The 24,363-nt window shown below is 47.6% G+C and carries 15 protein-coding genes; 6 read left to right on the top strand and 9 right to left on the bottom strand.

Features of this window, described 5'->3' with window-relative positions; translation table 11 throughout:
- Nucleotides 1-26: 26 nt before the first annotated feature.
- Both CWM47_RS01965 and fdhD read left to right on the top strand, forming a co-directional pair.
- Nucleotides 27-2,600 carry a DUF5686 and carboxypeptidase-like regulatory domain-containing protein gene (locus CWM47_RS01965; protein ID WP_240625677.1) on the top strand — a complete coding sequence of 858 codons (2,574 nt, stop codon included), beginning with the start codon at nt 27-29 and terminating at the stop codon, nt 2,598-2,600.
- 116 nt (nt 2,601-2,716) lie between these two features.
- A complete protein-coding gene (gene fdhD / locus CWM47_RS01960) occupies nt 2,717-3,571 on the top strand; it encodes a formate dehydrogenase accessory sulfurtransferase FdhD (protein ID WP_100986115.1) in 855 nt (284 codons plus the stop codon).
- 138 nt (nt 3,572-3,709) lie between these two features.
- Here the strand turns inward: fdhD and CWM47_RS01955 are convergent, their stop codons facing one another.
- The 4 genes from CWM47_RS01955 to CWM47_RS01940 all read right to left on the bottom strand — a co-directional run bounded on the left by CWM47_RS01955 (nt 3,710) and on the right by CWM47_RS01940 (nt 14,584).
- Entirely contained in the window at nt 3,710-6,268 is a 2,559-nt protein-coding gene (locus CWM47_RS01955; RefSeq protein ID WP_100986114.1) for a PIG-L family deacetylase, read from the bottom strand.
- A gap of 125 nt (nt 6,269-6,393) precedes the next feature.
- On the bottom strand, nt 6,394-7,824 hold the full coding sequence (locus CWM47_RS01950; RefSeq protein WP_100986113.1) for a SusD/RagB family nutrient-binding outer membrane lipoprotein: 1,431 nt from the start codon (nt 7,822-7,824) through the stop codon (nt 6,394-6,396).
- A 90-nt stretch (nt 7,825-7,914) separates the two neighbouring features.
- On the bottom strand, nt 7,915-11,202 hold the full coding sequence (locus tag CWM47_RS01945) for a SusC/RagA family TonB-linked outer membrane protein (protein ID WP_240625676.1): 3,288 nt from the start codon (nt 11,200-11,202) through the stop codon (nt 7,915-7,917).
- A gap of 364 nt (nt 11,203-11,566) precedes the next feature.
- Nucleotides 11,567-14,584: a DPP IV N-terminal domain-containing protein gene (locus tag CWM47_RS01940; protein ID WP_100986111.1), complete on the bottom strand. Its 3,018-nt coding sequence runs from the start codon at nt 14,582-14,584 to the stop codon at nt 11,567-11,569.
- A 224-nt stretch (nt 14,585-14,808) separates the two neighbouring features.
- Here CWM47_RS01940 and CWM47_RS01935 point away from each other — a divergent pair, with 224 nt between their 5' ends.
- Together CWM47_RS01935 and CWM47_RS01930 are read left to right on the top strand one after the other, a co-directional pair.
- Nucleotides 14,809-17,481, top strand: a complete 2,673-nt coding sequence (locus CWM47_RS01935) for a sodium-translocating pyrophosphatase (RefSeq protein WP_100986110.1) — start codon at nt 14,809-14,811, stop codon at nt 17,479-17,481.
- Nucleotides 17,482-17,645: 164 nt separating this feature from the next.
- Nucleotides 17,646-17,918 carry a DUF4242 domain-containing protein gene (locus CWM47_RS01930; RefSeq protein WP_100986109.1) on the top strand — a complete coding sequence of 91 codons (273 nt, stop codon included), beginning with the start codon at nt 17,646-17,648 and terminating at the stop codon, nt 17,916-17,918.
- A gap of 77 nt (nt 17,919-17,995) precedes the next feature.
- On the opposite strand, the gene CWM47_RS01925 is transcribed toward CWM47_RS01930, so the two are convergent.
- The 4 genes from CWM47_RS01925 to CWM47_RS37945 all read right to left on the bottom strand — a co-directional run bounded on the left by CWM47_RS01925 (nt 17,996) and on the right by CWM47_RS37945 (nt 20,618).
- Nucleotides 17,996-19,159, bottom strand: coding sequence for an efflux RND transporter periplasmic adaptor subunit (locus tag CWM47_RS01925; protein WP_100986108.1), 1,164 nt, complete (start codon nt 19,157-19,159; stop codon nt 17,996-17,998).
- Nucleotides 19,160-19,370: 211 nt separating this feature from the next.
- Nucleotides 19,371-19,745 carry a YtxH domain-containing protein gene (locus tag CWM47_RS01920; protein ID WP_100986107.1) on the bottom strand — a complete coding sequence of 125 codons (375 nt, stop codon included), beginning with the start codon at nt 19,743-19,745 and terminating at the stop codon, nt 19,371-19,373.
- Nucleotides 19,746-19,783: 38 nt separating this feature from the next.
- On the bottom strand, nt 19,784-20,035 hold the full coding sequence (locus CWM47_RS01915) for a YtxH domain-containing protein (protein WP_100986106.1): 252 nt from the start codon (nt 20,033-20,035) through the stop codon (nt 19,784-19,786).
- A 415-nt stretch (nt 20,036-20,450) separates the two neighbouring features.
- Nucleotides 20,451-20,618 carry a lmo0937 family membrane protein gene (locus CWM47_RS37945; RefSeq protein WP_111348847.1) on the bottom strand — a complete coding sequence of 56 codons (168 nt, stop codon included), beginning with the start codon at nt 20,616-20,618 and terminating at the stop codon, nt 20,451-20,453.
- 493 nt (nt 20,619-21,111) lie between these two features.
- Here CWM47_RS37945 and CWM47_RS01910 point away from each other — a divergent pair, with 493 nt between their 5' ends.
- A complete protein-coding gene (locus CWM47_RS01910; protein ID WP_100986105.1) occupies nt 21,112-21,486 on the top strand; it encodes a response regulator in 375 nt (124 codons plus the stop codon).
- Nucleotides 21,487-21,576: 90 nt separating this feature from the next.
- Nucleotides 21,577-23,052, top strand: a complete 1,476-nt coding sequence (locus tag CWM47_RS01905) for a sigma-54-dependent transcriptional regulator (protein ID WP_100986104.1) — start codon at nt 21,577-21,579, stop codon at nt 23,050-23,052.
- Nucleotides 23,053-23,171: 119 nt separating this feature from the next.
- On the opposite strand, the gene CWM47_RS01900 is transcribed toward CWM47_RS01905, so the two are convergent.
- Nucleotides 23,172-23,816 carry a porin family protein gene (locus CWM47_RS01900; RefSeq protein WP_100986103.1) on the bottom strand — a complete coding sequence of 215 codons (645 nt, stop codon included), beginning with the start codon at nt 23,814-23,816 and terminating at the stop codon, nt 23,172-23,174.
- Between the last annotated feature and the right edge of the window lie 547 nt (nt 23,817-24,363).

Here is a 24,363-nt window from a genome sequence, read left to right as displayed (position 1 = left end):
ACAGGCCAATAAAGAACGATAGAACGTTGAAGACACGAATACATAGCCTGCTGGTTCTTCTGTGGTTAGTACTCATATGGGCTGGAACTGCTGCGCAGGCGCAAACAGTTTACACCGTTTCGGGGCTTGTTACAGATGCAAACACGGGAGAACCTATACCTTTTGCCAGTGTGGCACTGGTGGGGCGCCGGACTGGAACCGTTACCGACGAAAAAGGTCGATTCACATTGGTGGCCAAAATTTTAACCGATTCTATGGCCGTTAGCTCGTTAGGCTATAAAATGCTGCGTCGGGCAATTGACCCGGAACGGCTTACGCAATCAGTTGATTTTAAACTCGAATCGGGCGGTAATTCTTTACAGGAGGTAACCGTAAAAGCGGGCGAAAATCCGGCCTGGCGGGTACTTCGGCAATTACGTAAAAATCGCTCAATCAATGACCGTAAACGACTCTCGGCTTATGAGTACGACAGTTATGTGAAGACCGAAATTGCCCTTAGCCACGTTTCAGACCGCATGCGCAAGAATCCGCTTATTAAGCGGATCAACGAAGCCATGAGCCAACACGACTCGATCATTGATAGAGAAGGCCATCGGGTGTTGCCATTGCTGGCGTCGGAGTCAGTATCGCGATATTATTTTAAGGCCAGTCCCGAACGTAAACGGGAAGATATCCGCAAAACACGCATTAAAGGCGTTGCCGTCGACGATGCCGGGCTAAGCTCGCAATTGCTGGGTGGCACCAATCTGGTCAGTCAGAATTTTTACGACAACTACATTCCCATTCTGGGGAAAGATTTTGCCTCACCCGTCGGCGATAACTGGAAAAACTGGTACGAGTTTTTTCTGGCCGATACAACGCAGATTGGCGACCATATTTGTTACGAAGTCCAGTTCGATCCCAAGCGCCCGGAAGATCTTGCGTTTACGGGTAAAGCCTGGATTGACACAACGACGTTTGCCCTCTGCCAGATTGAAACCCGTATTGGAAAAGGGGCCAACCTGAACTATGTTCGCGAACTGACTATTGAGCAGGAGCTGGAAACAACGACCGATTCGACCACCAGTAAATCGGTAACAGCAGGGTGGTTGCCGATAAGTATTCGTCTTAAAGCTGACCTTACCGGGGTGGGTAAACAATCGCTTGGCCTGCGGGCTCAGGTCACTCTTCGCAACAGTAACATTGTGGTGAATCACCCCCACGCGGCTTCCTTTTACGAACAGCCTATCGAGCAAAATGATACCATCGCTACCAGCAATGAAGCCTACTGGCATACCGTTCAGGGTACACTGGCCGGTGCCGATTCACTGAATAAAGAGGACCAGAAAACCCGGCAGGTCATTGAGAAGCTTCGGGCTGTTCCAGCCGTAAAAATGGCCGAAGCGGTAGGGCAGGTGGCCGTTACGGGATTTTATAAAGTTGGTGGTTTCGACATTGGACCATACCCTTATTTATTCGCAGTGAACAGCGTAGAGGGCTTACGGACACGGATCGGGTTTCGCACCAATGAGCAATTCAGCCGAAACTGGGTTTTGCGCGGGTATGTTGCTTATGGGACGCTGGCCAAGGAGTTTAAGTACGGCGGAGAAATAAACTATCTCTTCTCGAAGCAGCATTGGACAATACTAGGCGTGCGGATGGCTAACGATCTGGAACGACTTGGCCTAACGCCCGAGCTAATTGGAGGGAACCGGATATTTTATGCATTGAGTCGGTTTGGCCGCTACAGAGGAGGCTATCATAGCCACCAGAAAGAGATTTTTTTTAAGACAGAGCCCGTAAAGGGCGTTTTGTTTACGGCTGAATTAGGCACCCGCACATTTGATCCACTCTTCCCGTTTCACTACCGAACGCAGCCTGAACTGGGCGATCAGTCGGAGTTACGGTCCGATGTCTTCGATGCCTTCTGGTCACTTGAAGTAAGGCTGGCGCGGAAAGAAAAATACCTTATGGAAGGGAATGACCGCATCACGCTGGGTACTAAACGAGCCCCCGTTCTCACCATTCGCTACACTCACGGGTCAAAAACGTTGGGTGGGGAGTATAATTATGACCGGTTTACGCTGCGGGCGCAGCAATCATTACGACTCGGGCCACTTGGCCGCATGACCTACCTGCTTTCGGCCGGATACATACCCTCGACCTTGCCCGCACCTCTGTTGTTTCCGCATATAGGCAACCCAACTCCGCTGCTGACAACCAACACTTTTAACCGGATGCAGTTTTATGAGTTCGTCAGTGATCGTTTCGTAGCTATTCACGTTCAGCATCGGTTTGAAGGCTTGCTATTCAATCGAATCCCCGGCATTCGGAAACTCAACTGGCGGCTGGTAGCCAACTTCGATGCGCTCTGGGGGGCTCAATCAAAAGCCAATGAGGCCGTTCAGAGTTATAAGCCACTGCCGGGTGGAACAAGACCCATCTATTTTGGGTCACTCGATGGGAACAAACCGTATATGGAGGTGGGATATGGAATCGACAATATTTTCAAAATAATTCGTGTTCAAGCCATTCACCGACTAAATTATCTGAACGATGGCCCCAATGGTATTCCCCTGAACTCATTTGCCCTGAAAGCATCGGCTTCGTTTAGTTTTTAATCATTTTGGATGAATCATTGGTTATAGTATTTTTAGTAACGTGGGTGGAAACCCGCGATTATGAGTAAGACAGCGCGGGTTTCCACCCACGTTACCAATAACTAACTTCACCCAAAATGTCACTCGTTGCCCCTGTTACCATCCATAAAATAGCTGGCGAAAGCCTCTCTGAGGCCCCCGATCTGCTGGCTGTTGAGGAGCCGTTAGAAATCCGTTTGGGTTTCGGACCAGCAACAGACCGGCAGCAACGGCCCGTGTCGGTTACGATGCGCACGCCCGGCCACGATGAAGAACTGGCTATGGGATTTCTGTTTACAGAAGGCATTATTCAGCAGCCTGCCGATATTATTTCGTGCCGTCACTGCGTGCAGGATTCACAAAAAGAAGGTAATGTACTGCGGGTCGAACTGCACCCGGATGTAGCGGTGGACTGGTCGCGCCTGGAGCGAAATACATTTACGTCGTCAAGTTGTGGCCTGTGCGGAAAAGCTACCATCGACGCTGTTATGGCAGTATCGCCCGGTACTATTACGGCTGACTTTTCGGTCGAACCGGCGATCCTGCATGCGCTGCCCGAGCGAGTCCGGCAAACGCAGCTGGCCTTTGCCTACACGGGTGGTATTCATGCGGCTGCGTTGTTCGATGCCGACGGCAAATTGTTGATCGTTCGGGAAGACATTGGTCGCCACAATGCGCTTGACAAACTCATTGGGGCGGCTTTCTGGCAAAACTGGCTACCTCTGAGCCAATTCGGGATTTTTTTGAGTGGCCGGATTGGCGTTGAATTGGTCCAAAAAAGCTGGCTGGCTGGCGTTCCTGTGCTGGCGGCTGTGGGGGCACCATCAAGCCTTGCTGTACAAATGGCTAAAGAAGCCCGGATGACACTCGCCGGTTTTGTGCGCGACAGTCGATTCAATCTCTACAGTGAACCCGAGCGGGTAAATACATCGCAATTGATTTTCGACAGTTAATGGTCCCAAACAGCTAGGGGCTGTTTGGGTTTTATAATGTCATGTTCTCAAATTATTACTGTCGGGCAGGGTTAGAACCCTGCCCGACTCTCTTTGGTAAGGCCTTCTGAAAAATAGGCAGCGATGTTTCTTTTGACCCTATCGTTTCGGCTGGGAACCTGATACGGAGGCCGCTGAATTACTACCCGCCGAGATCATATTGGCAAATAGTCGATAAGCACCCGGTACACCAGCCGGTAACTCGCGGAAGAATACAAGACCTGTGTACATGAAGTGGCCTTTGCCATATTTAGCATAAATCAAGCTGCCTTCTTTGGCCGCTTCGTTCTGATCGTGGGCAGAGAAAATGGGTTCGTAAGCTTTGTCCCAATCGCGGGCGAAGTAAATACCACGCTCCTGAATCCAGCCCCCAAAGTCTGCGTCGGTAATTTTGTTGGGATAATTAAGCAATTGGTGAGTAGGAGTAATGAACGTCATTGGCGCATCTTCTTCCGTTACCCGCTCATTCGAGATCGTGAAAGGGTAGGGGCCAAGTTGTGGCAAAGGAGCTTCATTGCGGAAAAACGAATTAACGGGCGTCACGTACTGCACAATCATGGTGCCCCCATTTTTGACATACTCCATCAGTTTGGGCTGGTAACGAGTCATAGTTGCGCCGATGGTGTTGTAGGCACGAACGCCCACCACAATAGCGTCGTATCCTGCCAGACTACCATTTAATTCTGTAGTGCCAAGAAGCGTTACGCGGCACCCCATCTGCTGCAAAGCCGCCGGAACTTCATCGCCTGCGCCAACAATGTAGCCTATATTCTTAGCCGTTACTTTTACATCCAGCTTCACCAATTTAGCCTCGGCTGGCGGAAACAGCGTTTGCGTGGGAATGTGCTTGTACGCAACCAGACGAAGACCCGTAGTAAATGTACCCGTTTCTGTAGTCATAACAGCCTGTAGCTTACCATTCTGCGCCTTATCGGTTGGGGTTAGTTTGAAGGTAGCTCGCTGCTCGTCGCCTTTATTTTTCAGGTCGAACGGGAGTGAGGCTGGTTCGATTTTCCAACCCGCCGGTACCGTCATCGTTAGCGTTCCCGAAACGTTAGCCCGCCCTGCTTTCAGAACCAGATCCGCCGTTTTGGGCGTATTGTCGGCAAAGGTGAATACCCGCTCGATCAGGTTTGCTGTCACGTCGGGCTGAATAATGAATGGTCTATAGATTTCGCCATCCACGGCATCTGTCGACTTATAAACAACCGGACGGCTGAACGTAAACCGTTGGCCACTAATGTCGAATGTATAATTAGCCGTTAACGCTGCCGGGTTTTCGGGCAGACCAATCAACTGCTGATTATCGACCTGAAACAAGCCCTTATCAAGCGGTTTTTCGAGCCAGTAGGGTTGCGATATTTTAGCCGTTTTAGGAACCGTTACACTCGTTGGCCACAAGATAACGTCATTCGGCTTCAAGGCTATATTAAGCGTTGTATCCTTGCCGGTCGAGTACTGAACCCGAACCAGGGTAACGGGCGAATCGGCCCGGTTGACGACGTTGGTTGTTATCTTGATGGTCTCGCCGGGGGTCGCGGCATAATCGGCGGGGTTGGTTTCGAAATATAAACCCAGGCATTGCCGAATGAGCATTTCAACTTCCTGCCGCTTGGCTTTTACATAAATATTGGTTGTGTCCAACTTCCCGATAGCGCCGTAAAGCTGAACCAGAGCGGGTACCGATGCCGCCGGTTGATCGGGTTTGAAACCGGCAATTACCTGGTTAACCTGCGCTTGAACGGCACCACTATTTTGCACTCGTTTCCAGGTTATATCAACATCTTCGAGTGGGTCTTTCTGAACCGGATCGCCACCTTTCAGGAGCAGGTAATCAATTTTGGCACCCCGGTTAGCCGGTACTCCAAAGCCCTGGCTCTTGTGCTGGCTCCGACTCTCGGAAGCAATTTCGCCATACGATCTGCCCAGTAACGGATTATACAAGCCCGTTTCGATGCCAATCAAATTACCCGCTTCTTCGGGTTTTTTGTTACTCAAAAATGCACCGGGAATAAACATATTCCACATAATGCGCTTTGCCTGCCACGGTTTCACAAAAGCCAGTTGCTCGGGAAATTTGGTTGGATCGCTGGAAATCTTGAACGCTTCTTCGGCCAGAAATCCCGATGCGCTGTGGTGTCCATGACCGGCGCGGGCGTCGGGAGGGAAACGCGTAATAATTACGTCAGGCTGGTATTTACGAATCATCCAAACGACATCAGCCAGCACTTTATCCTGCCCCCAGGTACGAACGGCTTCGGAGGTTGCTTTAGAAAAACCAAAATCATAAGCCCGACTAAAAAACTGGTCCGGCCCATCGACCCGCCGGGCAGCCAGTAATTCCTGCGTACGGATAATACCAATATTTTCGCCCTGTTCCGGCCCAATAAGATTTTGCCCGCCATCGCCCCGCGTTAAGGACAAGTAACCGGTGCGCACCAGCCGGTCTTTGGCTAAATAGGCTAGCATCAATGTATTCTCGTCGTCGGGGTGGGCGGCTATGTACAGCACCGATCCAAGTACATTCAGTTTTTTTAAGTTCGACAGGATCTCGCCCGATGCAACAGGCTTGATAGGGCCGTATGGAACTTGTGCGAAAGAAAGTGACGTAAGCAGACTGCCAAGAAGCAGTGTAGGCAGGAGTTTTTTGAGAGACACAGGCAGGAGGTGGCTGATTATTGGGGTATTGGGCAAATTTACGATTAAAGTTCAAGCTAAAAACAAGAAAAGGCTACCTAAAAATTGGTAGCCTTTTAACCCGCGTTACCTAACAACTAAACGCATTATTGGAAAATTGGGACTTTCTGGAACTGATCCGGAAGGGGTTTCGGGACGTTTGGATTTGTATTGACTTCACCCTGTGGATAAATGAACCGTTCTGGCTTCTTTGTGCCTGTATAAAGAGGGATCGGTAATTGTACAACAGGGGTAGCTTTTTCCAGCCGACGAACGTCGTTAAATGCTTCGTATTGCATCAGAAAATAAATATACCGCTGGGTAATAACTTCATACAACAGGGCAGTTTGTGCTGAGGCCACCTTTGTTGGGTTGGCTAAACCAGTCGGTGCAAAATCGGCTATTACATAAGGATCGTACTTGAGGCCCGTAGTGGATAGCGTTTTGCCGTTGTAATATCCAGTTGCAAGGCTGGCCCGAACCAAGTTTAGCGCAGCCAGCGATTTGGCCGTATCACCCAACCGAGCCTGTGCTTCGGCTATGATAAGCTGATTCTCATAATACGTAATGATCGGGTGGGGCGACGAAGCTGTAAAGGCGCCATCTGTTGTGTTTGGGTCCAGGCTACCCGTTGCCGTAATGCCAATTTTGAAATAGTGGTTATACAGCGCCGTTTCGTTGGTTTTGGTGTTGGTCGAACCAATCCGCGATTGCATCAAGGTAGGCAGGTAAGCACCATCGAAACCCGTATCGCCCGCCCGGTTAACCCGGAAAAAGTCGTAGTTCTGATTGAAGTCAACACCCTGACTGGTACCATGCGGTATCAACGCATCGCCAGCCGTGCTGCTAATGCCCGAAGCTGCACTGGTAGCGGCTTTTGCATAGTCGCCGGTGTGTAAATAAAGCCGGGCTTTGAGCGTGTTGGCAGCCGCTTTCCATTTAGAAACGTCTCCTTTGTAGATGAAATCCTGACTGGCAAACGCTAGGCCAGATGGGGCTGATAGGTTCTGAATCGCGTTATCGAGCGTTGTTTGAAGGGATGCGTAAACATCAGCCTGTTTGTCAAACACAGGAGTCGGGTATTTGACATCGTCAAACGCCTGGCTATATGGAATATCGCCATAAAAGTCTGTCGCTTTGGCAATCAATAAAGCCTCCAGCACCTGGCCAACGCCTTTGGTCCATTTGTCGCCAACGGCATCGGCTTTGGTTTGGATAAGGCGCGTCTGGCTTGCGGCCGGATAGAGTGGACTCCAGGTGAAGTTCTGCGACGAAACGATATAATCGGCATAACCCTGGTGCTGGCGAGCCAGACCATTTAACTGGCCTGCCCAGATGGCGCCAATCCGAACGTCGGTATCTTCGTGAAGCATGGCCACACCCAGCAATGTTCCCGAAAGCAGCGTAGCGACATCCACATCCGTAACGGCGTTGGGATTGCTTTGGATGTTCGGCTCATTAAACAACTCCTTGCAACTGCTTAACAGCGTGATGCTTAGTAGTGCAATGGCAACTTTATGTGAAAATGATTTTCTCATGTTTAAAGTAAGTTTACGGTCTACGGTTTTTCGTTTTCGGTTAGCCTCCCTGGTGATGAGCCACTGTAAACTGAAAACAGTAAACGTCAGTTAGTACGTGATTTTCAGCGAGAACAATAACGATTTCGTATTGGGGTTCGTAAACCAGTCCTGACCTCTGGACAGGCCAGCGCCCGTAATGTTCACCTCTGGGTCAGTACCGGTGTACTTGGTCCAAAGAATGAGGTTACGACCGGTTAAACTGAAATCGACGTTCGACAGGTGCGTTAGCCGACGGAATTTCTCGCTGCGAAGGCTGTAGCTCAGCGTTATTTCGCGCATACGGGTGGCGCTGCCGTCTTCAATAAACTGTTTATATGAAGCCGAGTTGAAGGCCGTTCCCCGACCCTGATACCAGGCCTGGTTCAACGCTACCGGGCCTGCGCCAAAGTCTTTAATTTGACCCTGGAAAGACGTACCGGCGGCAATGGTCTTGCCCGTTACATCTTTTATGCCACCTGCCGGAGCAATGGCAGTATAACCCTGGTCGCCGTGGGTACCGATGTTATACAGCGCTCCGCGTGTACCGTTGTAAAAGTCATTACCCGCTACACGGTCGAACAGCACATAAAGAGATACATTTTTATAGGAGAATGTGCTTCCCAGACCACCGCGCCATTTTGGGTTTGGATTACCGATAATTTCGTTGTCTGTACCACCCTGAGGAAAACCATTTGCATCGAGCTTGTACTTGCCCGATTCATCTTTCAGGAAATCGGTCGAGTAGAAGATACCAAAGGGTTGACCCGGAATCAGGGACGCATTTTCCTGATAGCTATCCGGTAAAATCTGAACAGAAGCGCCGGCCAGTGAAATTACCTTGTTCCGGTTCATGGAGAAGTTTGCGGCCAGATTCCATTTGAAATCGCCAATGGTCAACAGGTCGGCACCAGCTTCCAACTCAATTCCTTTGTTGGAGAGTTCGGCAGCGTTTATGTTCCGAACAGTATAACCTGTTTCGTAGGGTACGTTCAGTGACAGAATTACGTCTTTTGTGCTGTTGGTGTAAGCCGTTGCCGAGAAGTTGATTCGGTTGTTGAGGAAGCGTAAATCAACCCCAACTTCGGTTTCTGTTTTCCGCTCCGGGCGCAGGAAGTCGTTACCCGCTGTAGAACTCCGAACATAACCCCCGCCGTAGAGCGAACTGGCCGATGATAAACCACCTGCGAACGAATCGCCATAGGAAGCTGGAGAAAATGTCGTGAAATTCTGATAAGGCTGGGGCTGAATACCCACCTGTCCCCAAGTCAGACGCAGTTTGCCAAAGCTAAGTACGGGGTTAGTTTCCAGTCCTTTCAACTTGCTGAACTGCCAGGCCAAAGCAGCCGATGGAAAGAAGAAACTGCTTTTGGTTTTGGCCCCAAAGGTAGATGCACTTTCGCTACGGCCTGTCAGGGTCAAAAACAGCATATTGTACGCTTGTAACTCAGCCTGCCCATAATAAGCGTAGGTTCTAATCAGCGAATTATAGTTGGTTGCCGTGAGGTTCGAATTCAGTGCGTTCGTTAGAATATCAGGCGCTGTTGGCACAATAAGATTCGTAATGGCATCGGTTAAGATGGCCTTCCGGCGGCTGTTATAGTTGACACCTACCAGCAGCGACCCGCTGAAATCATTACTGAATGTTTTGGTTGCATTGGCAAACACATCGGTGTTGAACTGCTTCTCGGTGATCCAGTTTTTTGACAGATAACCACCAAGATAGCTGGATGAGTTACGGGCAAAACGTTCCAGACGCGCATCAGTGAAATTATCAATCCCCGAACGGCCTGTAATACTCAGCCAGGAAGTTGGTGTGATTCCCAATTCAATGTTGCCCGTAATACGGTCAACATCAGTAGTGTTTTTGTTATTGTTGATATTCCAGACCGGGTTCGAGTAGATCGAGTTTTGGTCTTTACCCAGTGGGTTCCGATACGAAACGTGTTCGTTTGTGAAAACCTGCCCGGCGGCATTGGTGTACGTTCCTGTGTAGTAGGAGTTGTCGAAATCGGGCGCTGTCCGGGTTCCACCCAGCAAAATACCGTCGAGGTTGTCGCCCTGTTGGTTACGGGACGAAAATACTTTAGAGTAAGCTAGGTTAGCCGACGCCCGGAACCATTCGGTAAACTGGCTGGCTACATTGACTCGGGCTGTGTTGCGCTGGTAATTACTGAACGCCTTTACAATCCCTTCCTGATTCAGGTTAGAATAACTGATCATGAAGTTTGATCGGTTATTGCCACCGCTGATATTTAGGCTGTTATCCGTAAAATGCCCTGTCTGATAGACATCATTTACATGGTCGAAAACATCTTTCGAATTTTTACCGCCATGTGGGTTTGCTGCCGTACCAGCCGCAATAGCATACCGTTTGGTGCCATCCGGGAAGGTAACATAGCCCTGATAGCCCGGCGCATTTGGGTCTGTTATATAGGTATCTTCGCCCCCTTTACGATCAGAAATGAGATCGCCGAAACTTACTTTATTTCCCTGGCTATAAAGACCATTGGTACCCTGCCCGTAGGTCGTTTGCAGCGGGTGCATCTTATTAACCTTGTCGAACGAAACGCTCGATTTGAAGGTAATATTCACTTTGCCTTTGCTGTCTTTCCCTTTTTTTGTTGTGATAACCACTACGCCGTTAGCGGCTCGTGTGCCCCATAATGCAGCCGCCGAAGCCCCTTTCAGCACTTCCATGCTCTCGATGTCTTCGGGGTTAATATCGTTGATACGCGACTGCTGGACAATAGAGTTACCGGCGGCCGATCCGTTATTGTCGCTGGAGTTACTAACCGGAATACCATCGACAATGAAAAGTGGCTGGGCATTACCATTGATGGTGTTCTGTCCACGAATCTGGATATAAGCACCCGCACCCGGGTCACCGCCGTTCCGGGTAATGATCACGCCCGATGCTTTGCCGCTCAGACCCGTCAGCAAACTGGTTTCGCCAGATTTAGCAATGTTTTTACCGGTTACAGTAGACACCGATGATGCGAACTTATCGCGTTCTTCTTTCAAACCTAAGGCTGTTACAATGATTTCGCCCAACTGTTTGGTGTCGCTTTTGAGTGTAATATCAATCGTGTTTCTTGCGCCAATGGCTTCTTCCATTGTTACCATGCCAACCGCCGAAAAGACAAGTGCATTCGCCGAAGCTGGAACACTTAACGTAAACTGGCCTTTAGCATCCGTGACCGTGCCAATGGTTGTGCCTTTTACAACGACCGTAGCACCGGCAAACCCACCTGTGCCTTCATCGGCCATAACCGTACCGCTTATCTTTCGCCCCTGTGCCCATACACCTGAGCAACTCAAGCCCACAAAAAGCAGACTCATAAGTAACGATCTCATCATAGTTTTAAGTAAGTTAAGAAATGTCATACCTCCCCTACAAAGGTATTATATGAAGTGAATCTGCAAAATATAATTTTGATTATAAAGTATAATAGAGAATTATATTTCTTATTTACAAAATATTACCCAATTAATTATATTTGAGTATAAGTATTGCTATGCTTCAGAGTACAATTACTCGTTACTTAGTAGTTCAGTGCAAGCTTTATGATTTTAAAATTATTGTCAATCAGTCATATAGCTGTTTACAATTAGCTTTATCTATGAGTAGAAAAACTATACCTGAAACGTATAAGGGCATAAAAAAAGGCGTCTTGCAAGACGCCTTTTTTTATAGATAAGTGAGATAAACTGTTAACGATACCTAGGGGCGCGTCAACAATTTGTCAATAGAAATCACCTCGCCGTTGCGGATAACTTGCTCTACGTTGAGCACATCGCGGATGTTAGTCAACGGGTCACCAGAAACGATCACCATGTCGGCAAGTTTACCCGGCTCTATCGACCCTAAATCGTTGCTGACGCCAACCGTTTCTGCCGCCCATAATGTTGCCGACCGTAATGCCTGATACGGCGTCAGACCCGCATCGACAAAGACCTGCAATTCGGTGTGCAGGCTCATGCCGTAGGGCACAAACGGGCTATCGGTACCCGTCGTAACATGAGCACCTGCATCAACGAGTGCTTTTACCCCTTTCTCAAGATTCCCAAAATTGCTGAGGTAGCCGGGACTGATTTTGGCGTACTGGGCAGAGCCCACCTGAAGGGCCGTTGTATAGTCTTCGGAATAAAAGGCTTTATACTGCCGATTTTCGTACAGACTCGGGTCTTTTGTGGTCAGTACCGCAAAGCCGCCCTGCAATGAAGCCGTAGGAGTAATGTTCATGCCCGACTTAGCCAGCAGTTGAATCACGTCCTGATAGCTCTTGTTCATGGCCGTTATCTTGGGCGAATACCCCCGCCGACTCGTGCCGCCTATATGCTCGACGGCATCGACATCGTAGCGCATGGCCGGGAAAATCTCGTGCGAGGACACCGGCAATCCATGCGCATGGGCGAAGGTCGTAATGCGTTGCTGCATGGCATCCGGCATTCTGACATAGGTTTTGATCATGTCGTAACCCAGCTGGACGGAGCGGTTGAGTTCGCGGTCGAGCTGTTCGTCGGAGTTGATGCTGGTGGCGGCTCCGTAATAAATTCGGTTTCCGTCGGTCAGGCCACCCGTAAAGAATTGGCGCGGACCGGGCCGGGTGCCGCTTGCCCAGGCTTCTTTTCGTTCGAGGGCATCATACGGGTCGGCACCGGGTTCGCGAATGGAGGTGATGCCAAAGGACAACCATAGTCGACCAATTTTTTCGCCAACCATCGAGTGCTGGTGGGTGTGCATTTCGAACAGACCCGGTATAACGGTCTTGGTCGATGCGTCGATGAGCGTGCCCGCACGACCGGCCTGATGGGGTAAAATAGCTTTGATCCGGTGCCCATCAAGTATAATGTCAACATTGGTACGATACGTATTCGCCTTGCCATCAAACAACCGACCGGCATGAACCACAATAGTTCCGGTAGGCTGGCTTATTTTCCAGGACAAAGCCATTGGATGGGTTTCGACGTGGCCATCGGCCAGATAAACCTGTTTGAAAACATCTGTGGCCAGAAACAACAGACTTTTGGAATCACCTGTCCAGGTCGGTGTTTCGGCCTGTTCGGTTGTTAACTGTCGGGGCGTACCAACTATAGTTCCATCTGATTTTACGTCTGTAATCCATAATAAGCCGTCGAGAACATAGGCCATTTTGGTGCCGTCGGGCGACCATACCGGGCCGTTCTGTCCCCTCGTGGCCAGACTGTGTGCCGGTGCGGGCGAAACATACCGGTCGTTTTTCCCATCGAGCGAAAGGAGCAGTACTTCGCTCACGCCCTCGCGATAGCGCGATGAGTAGGGGTGAAGTGCCGACACGGCAATTGTTTTACCATCGGCAGCCCAACTGGCCTGACTGGGTACGAATAATGATTCGTGTAGTTTCCGGGTTTTAGGCGTGGTCACGTCTGCTGTGTACGTAACATCGGCTACGTAGAGCGTACTGCGGCCCCAGGCGTTACGGGGATCGCTCTGGTAAAAGGCGATCTTGCTGCCATCGGGTGCCCAGGTTGGGTAATGCAGGTCGTCGGGCATATCTGCCAGAATCCGATCCTGCCCGGTTTTTAAATCGCGAATCCAGACATCCATATTTCCGTTTCGATCCGACACATAAGTTAGTTTCGTACCGTCTGGCGACCAGTCAGGTTCCATTTCCATACTCATTGCCTGCGTCAAGCGCTCGGGCGTTTTTGTGCCTTTAGCCAAAAGCCATAAATCGCCCAGAGCCGCGAAGGCGATCTGTTTTCCGTCGGGCGAAATAGCCGTTCCTTTGATACCCAGAACCTGTTGTGGCTTCTGGGTATCAAAGTCATATGTTTTGCGTTTGTAAGTATTCCGGGGCAAGGCAATTATGGCCTGAAACGGGATGGTTAGGGCTGTTGAACTGCCGATTTTACGCCGTTTCAACTGACCGTTTGCGGTGTACAGGTATTCATCGGCCGAAAACCAGCTTGCCCGAAACGGGAAAACATCTTCGCTAACCTCAGTCAACATTTGCGCTTTACTGTCTGCCAGCGCCACAGTTGCCAAACCGCTCTGAGAGTTGTTCAACACATTGTAAAACAAGTGAGACCCATCGGGTTGCCAGGCGGCTCCGGCGAGTTTACCGGCAACCGTCGTTATCAGTTTTTCGGTATTGTCCGGACCTATCGTGTACACGCCGGGAGCATTCATCCGGTCGGAGAGGAACGCGACTTGTCTGCCATCGGGCGAGAAAGCCGGATTGAAATCGTTACCGGTATCGTGGGTGAGCTGGGTAAGGTGACCATCGCTCAGGTTGAGTTGCCAGATATCGTAATTGCCGCTGCGGTCAGACGAAAACACAAGTCGTTTTCCATCGGGCGACCAGTGTGGTTCTCGGTCGTCATAAATGCCCGAAGTCAACTGCTTTGGCTTTCCGCCCGATGCGTCTACGCTCCAAATGTGGTACCGGCCGTCCCAAAATGAGTGAAACGCAATCTGTTTACCATCGGGCGACCAACTGGGCTGGCGGCAATCACCCAGATTGTCGGTTATCGGTCTGGCGACTCCTCCTGTTGCGGGTACAAGCCAGATAGTACCTTGTAAGTCAATGACAATCTGTCGTTTATCGGGCGATAGGTCGGCCGCCATATTGGTCCCTTCGGTTACGGTAACACGAATTGAGTCAGCTCCATTCGCATTCGCCATATTTTGACAAATAGAGATTAGCCAGAATGATATGCTTATGAGTAAGTAGATTGAATAGCGAATATTTTGCATAAGGGGGGGTAAGCAGTTAATTGGGGCCTTTTCCTCTTGAACCTACACAGGCAATCGCCGACTTCCAAGCCTGACTATCAATTGAGGGGCTGAAAGGAGAAATCTCATTGAAAAACCGAAAAAAAACTTAAAAAAAGTCTATGAATTTGCTGTCATATTGGTCGTTATGCAACGGCAAATTCTATCTTTGCGGGCAATCAACTCTTTAACATACACCTATTTCTATGAATTACAGTGTTTACCTGGTCCCCATCCTTGGCATTGTTGGCCTGTTAGTGATGTTTACCAAATTCATGTGGGTTTCGAAGCAGGATGCTGGCGACGCCCGGATGCAAGAAATTGCAGGCTACATTGCCGACGGCGCTATTGCCTTTCTGAAAGCTGAGTGGCGTGTTTTGACGTATTTCGGCATTATCGTAGCTCTTTTGCTAGCCTATATGGGCAGCTTAGTTCCGAACTCCAGCCCACTCATTGGGTTCTCCTTTATTCTTGGCGCATTTCTGTCGGCGTTGGCAGGCTATATCGGTATGAATATCGCTACCAAGGCGAACGTTCGTACGGCTCATGCAGCACGCACAAGTCTGACCAAAGCTCTGGAAGTATCGTTTACGGGTGGTTCGGTTATGGGTATCGGTGTTGCCGGTATTGCCGTTCTTGGCTTGGGAAGCCTGTTCATTGTGCTGTATAAACTATACGTTGAGCCATCTGGCGATGTAAACGGGTTACCGATGGAAAAAGCTCTTGAAGTACTGGCTGGTTTCTCGCTCGGTGCCGAATCTATTGCGCTTTTTGCTCGTGTGGGTGGTGGTATATATACCAAAGCTGCCGACGTTGGGGCTGACCTTGTGGGTAAAGTAGAAGCGGGTATTCCCGAAGATGATCCGCGCAACCCGGCTACCATTGCCGACAACGTGGGCGATAACGTAGGTGACGTAGCGGGTATGGGTGCCGATTTGTTCGGGTCTTATGTGGCTACAATTCTGGCTACGATGGTGCTGGGCCGCGAAATTGTGATTCCAAATGATCCGATTGTTGGTCATGCTCCCATTGTGTTGCCGATGGTTATTGCCGGGCTTGGCCTGATTTTCTCCATCATCGCTACGTATTTTGTTCGGGTGAAGGATGACAACGGTAACGTACAGGCAGCCTTGAATCTGGGCAACTGGGCGTCGATTGCCATTACGCTCGTAGCGTCTTATTTTCTGGTCAATGCTATGCTGCCAGAAGGCGTGATGTCAATTCGGGGTGTCGAGTTTAACCGGATGGATGTGTTTTATGCCATTGTAACGGGTCTTGTTGTAGGTGCATTGATGAGTATAATCACCGAATATTATACGGCTATGGGTCGTCGTCCGGTACTGTCGATCATTCGGCAATCGGCAACGGGTGCCGCTACCAACATCATCGGTGGTTTATCGGTAGGTATGGAATCAACGGTGTTGCCAATTCTTGTTCTGGCTGCCGGTATTTATACGTCATATCACTTCGCTGGTTTATATGGTGTCGCTATTTCGGCGGCTGGCATGATGGCTACAACGGCCATGCAATTAGCCATTGACGCGTTCGGACCAATTGCCGACAACGCCGGTGGTATTGCCGAAATGAGCTATCTGCCCGAAGAAGTTCGTGGCCGTACCGACATCCTCGATGCTGTTGGTAACACGACTGCTGCCTCAGGCAAAGGTTTTGCTATTGCATCGGCTGCCCTGACAGCCCTGGCTCTATTTGCTGCTTTTGTGGGTCTGTCGGGCATTTCGGCTATTGACATCTACAAGGCCGATGTACTAGCCGGTTTATTTGTGGGTGGTATGATTCCATACATTTTCTCGTCGCTGGCTATTGCGGCCGTGGGTCGTGCTGCAATGGCGATGGTGGAAGAAGTTCGTCGTCAGTTCCGCGAAATTCCGGGTATCATGGAAGGAACGGGCAAGCCGGAATACGAAAAGTGCGTAGCTATTTCGACACAGGCCTCTATCCGTGAGATGATCCTGCCAGGTGCTATTGCCCTGACAGTGCCCGTTATTGTCGGCTTCATCTTCGGTCCCGAAGTACTCGGTGGTCTGCTGGCCGGTGTTACGGTGTCGGGCGTGTTGATGGGTATTTTCATGAACAACGCCGGTGGTGCCTGGGATAATGCCAAGAAGTCGTTTGAAAAAGGCGTACTGATCAACGGCGAGATGTTCTACAAAAAATCGGAGCCGCACAAGGCGTCTGTGACGGGCGATACCGTTGGTGACCCATTTAAAGATACATCGGGGCCATCAATGAACATCCTCATCAAACTGATGTCTATCGTGTCGCTTGTCATTGCGCCTTATATCGCTGTTAAATCGACTTCGGCCAGCGAAGGCAACCGGGAAGGTATTACAGCGCAGGGTGGAATGCATGGAGTCGATCTGGAGAAATCAACAGCTGCTCAGCATGATTCGGCGACTGTAAATGTGCTGAAATTCAAAAATGATAAAACAGGTGTCGATCTGACGCTGTCGGGTGTTGGTAAGATTGAAGAGCAATTGATGGAGTTTATCAACTCCGATAAAGCTGTAGACAAAACTACCTGGTTCGACTTCGATAACCTTACTTTTGAAACGGGTAAAGCCACGCTGAAAGATGAGTCGCAGGTGCAGTTGGGCAACGTTGCTCAGATTCTGAAAGCGTATCCTGCTGTTAATATCAAAGTTGGTGGTTATACAGATAATACGGGTGTTGCGGCCAGTAACCTCAAATTGTCTCAGGATCGGGCAAATTCGGTGCGCGTAGAGTTAGAGAAATTAGGTATTGCTAAAGACCGGCTGGAAGCAGAAGGTTACGGCCAGGAGCATCCCGTTGCCTCAAATGATACCGAAGAAGGCCGGGCGCAAAACCGCCGGATCTCGATGCGGGTGACGAAGAAGTAGTTGTACACTACCGATTAATAAAGTCTTTTGCCAGAAAGTCAGCCTTTTAAACGGGCTGACTTTCTTTCGTTTAGTTTCAGTCTGTCTATCATCTGGTGATCAGGTTAATGGGCTGGGGAAGCTGAAAACCGAACAGAGTAAGCAAAAAGCTAAACAACATACTGATGCCGAAATATGTAATTGAACGGAACATTCCGGGTGCGGGTAAATTGACAGCAGAGGAATTGAAAGGAATTTCGCAAACTTCCTGTAACGTTCTAACGAACATGGGGCCGCAGATTCAATGGGTACAGAGCTATGTGGCGGGCGACAAAATCTATTGTGTTTACATTGCGCCAAACGAAGAAATGGTTCGGGAACATGCTAAGCAGGGCGGATTCCCTGCCAACGTTATAAGCGAAGTGTCGACCATAATTGATCCAACAACTGCTGAGTAAACCGTAGTGTTCAGTATAAAAAATGCCCGTTACAATCGGTTGTAACGGGCATTTTTTATACCTGTATATTGACGTAGTTAGCTGCCTAACGCATTATAAATCAGAAGTTGATTTGTTGTTACTACACGGTCGCCGGGGGCAATGCCACTTGTCAAATACGTTTTCTGACCAATCGTTTTATAAATCTCCACTTCGCGTACAATGGGTTGGTTTGCTTTATTGACCATCACGACAAAGTTGCGGTTTTTGTCAAAAACAACCGCAGCCGCCGGAATGGCTATGCGCTGGTCGTGACCTGCGTAGGTAACACTAACATTGGCGAACATTTCGGGCTTGAGCCGATAATCGGCATTGTCGAGCGTGACGCGCACTTTCAGCGTTTTACTGTCTGGGTCAAGAACATTAAAAATCTTGTCGATTTTGCCGTGGAAGATTTTATCGGGGTAGGAGATGGTCGTAATTGTTGTGGCATCGCCTTCATGAACATTAGCCAGATCAGACTCATATACATTGGCCAGCACCCAAACGTGATCGAGGTTAGAAACAGTGAAAAGATTCTCCGGATCATCGGAACGAAGCTCCATGCCGGGAGAAGCTGTTTTTTCGACAATGAAACCGCTCATTGGCGATTTGACAAGATAAACAGAACCCGTGCCGCCTACAATCCGACGCCGTTCGCCCACCCGTTCTACTTCGCCTTTAGCCGCCTGAAGTTGTTCCTGACTGGCTACAAGTTCGCGTTGTGAGCTTAAACCGGCCTTTGTCATGTCTTCCGTAACCTGTTGATTTTTTTGCGCTACCGCCAGTTCTCCCCGTGCCGATACTGCCTGCTGCTCAAGATCGGCCAGATCACCAGAACGAATGACTGCCAGGATTTGCCCTTTTCTTACATAATCACCCAAGTCGGCTTTGATCGTTTCGATGTGACCACCTACCAACGGAAACACTTTAACCACCTGGTCCTGATTAAACGTAATCTTGCCCGTCAGGTTTAGTTCGTTTCGGGCATTTTCCAGCTTTGCGACATCGTAGGTAGCCGTGGCAAGCAGATTGCTGCCTCGTTCTGCTTGCGTTGGCGTGGCTTTTTCAGTTTTAGCTGAACTGCCACAACTGCTTAAGCTAACGATTGCCAGGAGGGCCGCTAATACATACAGGTGCAAGTGCCTTCCCTTTTTGACAGGCTTGAGCAATATGACTGGAAGTAACGTAATCGTTTGTTGTTTAGTCAATAGTGTTCGCATGATGGACCTCAAATGGTTGCAGAGTTGAGGGAACAAGAAAAGGACGTATTTTTTCATGGCTATGTTTTCCGCTACAAAGGTCTGCACACCTAATTAAAGGCTTCTTAAACCAAAATTAAAAGGTTATTAAACCCCCTAAACAAGCGTAGCCCCCACTGGAGAACCAATGGGGGCTACTATCAATAACGTTCAGGGAACCAAGTATTACTACTTAATTGACCTTGATAGACGATTGAGCGTTGTCAATACCAGATTTAGCATCATCGGCTAATTCATCAACTTTATCGTTATACTGGTCTTTTACTTGATCTTTGTCCTTATTGATGGCAGATTGTGCTTGATCTTTATACTGATTAAACTGCTCTTTAGCTTTATCGGTATACTGATTTACCTGGGTTTTAGCCTGCTCTAATCCATCTTTCACTTGCGACACACCTTTCTCCCACTGATCTTTCAGGTCGCCACTACGCTTGTTAGCTTCTTCAGTTAATTTATCGCGTGTTTCTTTACCGCTACGAGGAGCTGTTAAAATACCAATAACAACGCCTGTGATAATACCGGTCAGAAAATCTCTCGTGCTTCTCATTAGTCTAATCGTTTTAGGTGAGTTTGTCGTGCGTTTGATTACTGTTTTGCTTTCTTTTTGGCCTGGCTAACCAGATCCTGTGTTTTTTCGGTTGCCGAATCAACATAGTCATTATACTGGCTCTTTATGCTCTCCAAGCCGGATTGAAGCTGATCCTGCAAGTCTTTAAAGAACGAGTCAGACTCCGACGAAATACGCTTACGCGTTTTATGACCGCTCTCAGGAGCAAGGAGAATACCAACAACAGCGCCAACCGCTAGACCTACTAATATTCCTGGCAATGCTTTCATAATTTCTAAACTTTTGTGAATGATAAACTTAATACTGATGCCAACCGCATAGAAAAATCCGTACCAGTAATTGTATTTGGTAGATAACCTACTGTAAGTTAAGTAATTATATGGCTGGTCTCCGCTGAAATCAAGTTAAGCAGTTGAGGACTTTTCTCTACAAGGGCGTCCACGTTTTACGCAATAATACCCCGTACTTGACATTTTGTGGATATCATGACTTCGCCATTGCAAGACATAAACTTAGCCTTTTTCAACAATAAGTTAAAAATAAAAATCCCCGCGCTCAATTTGGCGCAGGGATTCCGTACCCACCGTAACTTGTACTTAACCTAAAATGAAATTTCCTAATCAGGAATATCTTTGAACAATTGACATTATCTATTAAACAATATCGCTGTTGGTACTTCTCTTCTCACACACCGCGTCCCTGAATCAACCGTAGTATAATCGCAATGACGGCGATTACCAGTAAAACGTGGATCAGACTGCTGCTACCTATACCTGTACCTAAGACACCTAAAAACCCAAGAAGCCAAATGATAATGAGTATTACTGCAATTGTGTAGAGAAGGTTTCCCATTATTCTTTCGTGAGTAAATCAGAAGACTATGTCTCGCAACTGTCAATCTTAAGAGAAAAATTTGTGCCAACTCAGTTTATACCACATCTGCATATTTGACCTTTAGGTTATAAATAGCCCTATGGGCTTGGAAATGAGACATTAATAAATTTGCGCTAATCGTCTACTCTGGAAGAATAGTTAATAGATATACCGAAGAAGGTGTGGAATAAATTCTACAAATGGGGAATAATCGTAGAGAAATTACCCATATTCATGATAAATTATTCATCAAACAATCATGGTTGTTGGAGGGAAACAAACAGGCAAAAAAACGCAAAAGGGTAAGTTAATGGTCTTTATCAGGTATTATTAAGTAGTTTTAACGCATTGCCACATTTCCGGCATCATATTTTATATAGAGAATATGTCAACAGGGAATATAGAAAACAAAAATACCGTGGTAAGACCGATAATAGGAGCCAATGCGGGATCTCAATTCAGACCGACCGTAATGAATACAACATCGCTGGCTAAACGAGTGTTAATTGTAGATGATGAAGCAGATATATGTTTGCTATTATCAGGACTTCTGCGCCGTTTGGGTTATCAACCAACATGCGCTCACTTCATTGAAGAGGGTCGCCAATGGTTAGATTCACAACAGTTCGACGCCATTTTTCTGGACTTAAACCTGCCCGACGGTTTAGGCTTTGATTTACTCCCATTTATCAAAGAAGGACAGCACGAAGCTAAAATAATAATGATCAGTGCTTTTGATGGCCAAGCCGAAAGACGTCGTGCAACCGAGCAAGGTGCTGACTATTTTATAGGGAAACCTTTCACCCGCCGATCTGTGGAAACGGCTTTGCAAACCATTCAGGTTTGAGTAACTTTGTTCATACAGCCAGCTAAGGCATTTATTGTTGCATTTTGCGCTGGGCCGTGCATGGTCTTTTGAACAAGCTGCTTCCTATTCATGGAAAAAATTCTGATTATTGACGACAATAATGATATATGCCTGCTTTTAGAACGTTTTCTGACCAAGCAGGGATACAAAACGGCATCAGTGCAGCGGGGCGATGATGGTCTTGTTCTGTTACGAAAAGAGGCTTACGAATTAGTAATTTGCGATTTCAAACTTCCAGATATTGATGGCCTTGAAATGCTTCGCCGAATTAAGGTGATGCACCCAACAACGGCCGTCATCATTATTACCGGTTATTCTGACGTTCGGGTGGCAGTGCAAACAGTTAAGCACGGTGCTTATGACTATGTTACCAAGCCACTTTACCCCGACGAGATTTTATATACGATAAAAGGTGCTCTTGAACGACGCAGTCAATCGTTGAGCCAGCCCAAAAGCTCTTCCTCAGCCAGCGCAGGATCTTCCGCTAAAACACCCACAGTAAAACAGGCTTCATCTAAAGTCTCTTTGACACCCGATGGAAAGCGTTTTATATTTGGTAAGAGCCGCGCTGCCGAACAACTTCAAAAACATATTGACCTGATTGCCCCCACCGATATGTCGGTTATTATTACCGGTGAAACCGGAACGGGCAAAGAATTTGTTGCTAATGCCATTCACCTGAAAAGTAAACGTGCCGACAAACCTTTTGTGGCAATTGACTGTGGCGCTCTAGGAAAGGAACTGGCCGGTAGTGAATTGTTTGGTCATGTGAAAGGTTCCTTTACGGGTGCTATGGCCGACAAAGCCGGTAGTTTCGAGTTTGCAAATGGTGGAACAATCTTTCTGGACGAAATAGGTAATCTGTCTTACGACAACCAGATTAAATTACTTCGGGTATTGCAGGAACGCAAAATCCGGCGAATTGGCAGTAATCAGGATATTCCGGTCGATGTTCGGATTATTGTAGCAACGAATGAAGATCTTCGGGAGGCCGTTCGGCAAGGGAAATTTCGGGAAGACATTTACCACCGTATCGCAGAGTTTGAAATTCATCTTTCGCCCCTGCGTGAGCGAAAGGCCGATATTATGATTTTTGCGGAGCATTTTCTGGAGTCGGCCAATGTCCAGTTGGAAAAAGAGATATTGGGTTTCGACGAAGAAGCGAAAGAAAAGTTAAAGGAATACTACTGGCATGGCAACCTTCGGGAGTTGCAAAATGTAGTGAAACGATCTGTGTTGCTCACACAGGGAGAATATATTGAAGTTGATGTGCTGCCTCAGGAAATCGTTTCGCCCCAGTATTTTTCGCATGAAGATGCTGGCTCACCGGGTATCCAGATTAGTTACGATCCCGCCCGCCCGGGGGTGCCGGTATTCAGCCAATCGGCAGCCAACTTAAAGTCGGTTTCAGAAAATGCAGAACGGGCAGCTATTTTGAAAGTTTTGGAGAAGACAGGTTATAACAAAACAAAAGCAGCTGAAGTCCTTAACATCGACCGAAAAACGCTTTATAACAAATTGAAAGCGTACGATATACATTTATAATGTTGAATGAGTGAATTTTGAATGATAAAATGGAAGTGGGTACTAGAATCGATAGGATAAACCTATTTTCTATAGTACCCACTTCCATTTTCATTCTGTCACTCAAAATTTATTCAACGTTAATTCAGGCTGAAGCCTACTGATATCAGACCAACACCATTCTTTGCACTACCTAGCAGCGTTTTGGCTGCGCCACTGTTGGCGATTTGTTTTAAACCCTGTTCATAACGAGCGCCAACAAAAGCCTTTCCAAAGTAAATATTCAGGCCACCCGCAATACCGTAGTCAACTTTGTTGAAATTGTCCCGGTTAATAGCACTCGTGCCGCTACCAAAATCTCCATTTGAATTTATATTGGAATTAAGCAGATATGAAACATAGGGACCAGCCTGTAGCTCTACTGCCTGTCCAAGTTTAAATGTGGCCAATACAGGTAATTCGGCGTAGTTTAATTTAAATGTGTTTTTACCTGTAAAGCCAAGGGCATTATAATCGGCAGAGGCACCTTTAGTCATATAAAGTAATTCGGGTTGAATGGCAAAAAATTCGCCTACAGGTGCCTGGGCAAATACGCCCACATGAAAACCAATACGTTCATTTTTGTTTGTGGCGTTCTGGCTGTCATAGAAAAGAGAACTGGCGTTCAAACCGCCTTTCAAACCAACGCGGGTCCGCCCCTGTGCCGATGCATCTGATGAGTTTAAGAAGAATATACCGGTTAACAGCATGGCTGTTGCAAGCAAGGTATTTACTGACTTTTTCATAACTATTAGTGAATTAGTAATTGCGCATAAATTGCGCTTGTTATGAATCACTAATAGGTTAAAATCGTGCCAAGTCTAGCCTATTTGCTCAGAAAGGGCGTATAGTGTTGTATTATACCTATTTGCACTCTTTTCTTATAAACATTAATTGATACCAGAATTTGATTTATTGCGGAAGAAATTCCCCAAGTTGTAGAGTACGTTAGTCAATTTTTTTATGAATTATACGTAGGTAAGTAACAGGGTCTGCCTAGAAACTCGAAGAACAATCAACATATACCTAGTTTGAATCATCTACCGTTCAACGTAAATTTCTTGAGAATATCTGTAGAGTTTCCTTTATTTGGGTTCTGTATCCTTCTATTGGCTGCTTTTGCATCTGAACTACATAAGTTTTTTCTCTTGTTAATTTTCTTTTTTCGTTTGATTATGAAGTAGTTAGTTGTAGGTTTAGTATTGAAATCGGAGTAAATTAACCTTCAAATTAGCCATTGATAAGACATTCATAAATTAATGTTTTTGAGTATCTTTGAATGGTGAGAATAAA

The sequence above is a fragment of the Spirosoma pollinicola genome, from assembly GCF_002831565.1.
GTDB classification, from domain to species: Bacteria; Bacteroidota; Bacteroidia; order Cytophagales; family Spirosomataceae; genus Spirosoma; species Spirosoma pollinicola.
The sequence above is the reverse complement of the archived record's forward strand: the minus strand, read 5'-3'. Positions and strand labels throughout refer to the sequence as shown.

What these genes read in the sequence shown, in the direction of transcription:
- CWM47_RS01905 (WP_100986104.1), top strand. Translation starts at nt 21,577, where the DNA reads ATGGAAAAAATTCTGATTATTGACGACAATAATGATATATGCCTGCTT.
- CWM47_RS01930 (WP_100986109.1), top strand. Translation starts at nt 17,646, where the DNA reads ATGCCGAAATATGTAATTGAACGGAACATTCCGGGTGCGGGTAAATTG.
- fdhD (WP_100986115.1), top strand. Translation starts at nt 2,717, where the DNA reads ATGTCACTCGTTGCCCCTGTTACCATCCATAAAATAGCTGGCGAAAGC.
- CWM47_RS01945 (WP_240625676.1), bottom strand. Translation starts at nt 11,202, where the DNA reads ATGATGAGATCGTTACTTATGAGTCTGCTTTTTGTGGGCTTGAGTTGC.
- CWM47_RS01950 (WP_100986113.1), bottom strand. Translation starts at nt 7,824, where the DNA reads ATGAGAAAATCATTTTCACATAAAGTTGCCATTGCACTACTAAGCATC.
- CWM47_RS01900 (WP_100986103.1), bottom strand. Translation starts at nt 23,816, where the DNA reads ATGAAAAAGTCAGTAAATACCTTGCTTGCAACAGCCATGCTGTTAACC.
- CWM47_RS01935 (WP_100986110.1), top strand. Translation starts at nt 14,809, where the DNA reads ATGAATTACAGTGTTTACCTGGTCCCCATCCTTGGCATTGTTGGCCTG.
- CWM47_RS01940 (WP_100986111.1), bottom strand. Translation starts at nt 14,584, where the DNA reads ATGCAAAATATTCGCTATTCAATCTACTTACTCATAAGCATATCATTC.
- CWM47_RS37945 (WP_111348847.1), bottom strand. Translation starts at nt 20,618, where the DNA reads ATGGGAAACCTTCTCTACACAATTGCAGTAATACTCATTATCATTTGG.
- CWM47_RS01915 (WP_100986106.1), bottom strand. Translation starts at nt 20,035, where the DNA reads ATGAAAGCATTGCCAGGAATATTAGTAGGTCTAGCGGTTGGCGCTGTT.
- CWM47_RS01925 (WP_100986108.1), bottom strand. Translation starts at nt 19,159, where the DNA reads ATGCGAACACTATTGACTAAACAACAAACGATTACGTTACTTCCAGTC.
- CWM47_RS01910 (WP_100986105.1), top strand. Translation starts at nt 21,112, where the DNA reads ATGAATACAACATCGCTGGCTAAACGAGTGTTAATTGTAGATGATGAA.
- CWM47_RS01920 (WP_100986107.1), bottom strand. Translation starts at nt 19,745, where the DNA reads ATGAGAAGCACGAGAGATTTTCTGACCGGTATTATCACAGGCGTTGTT.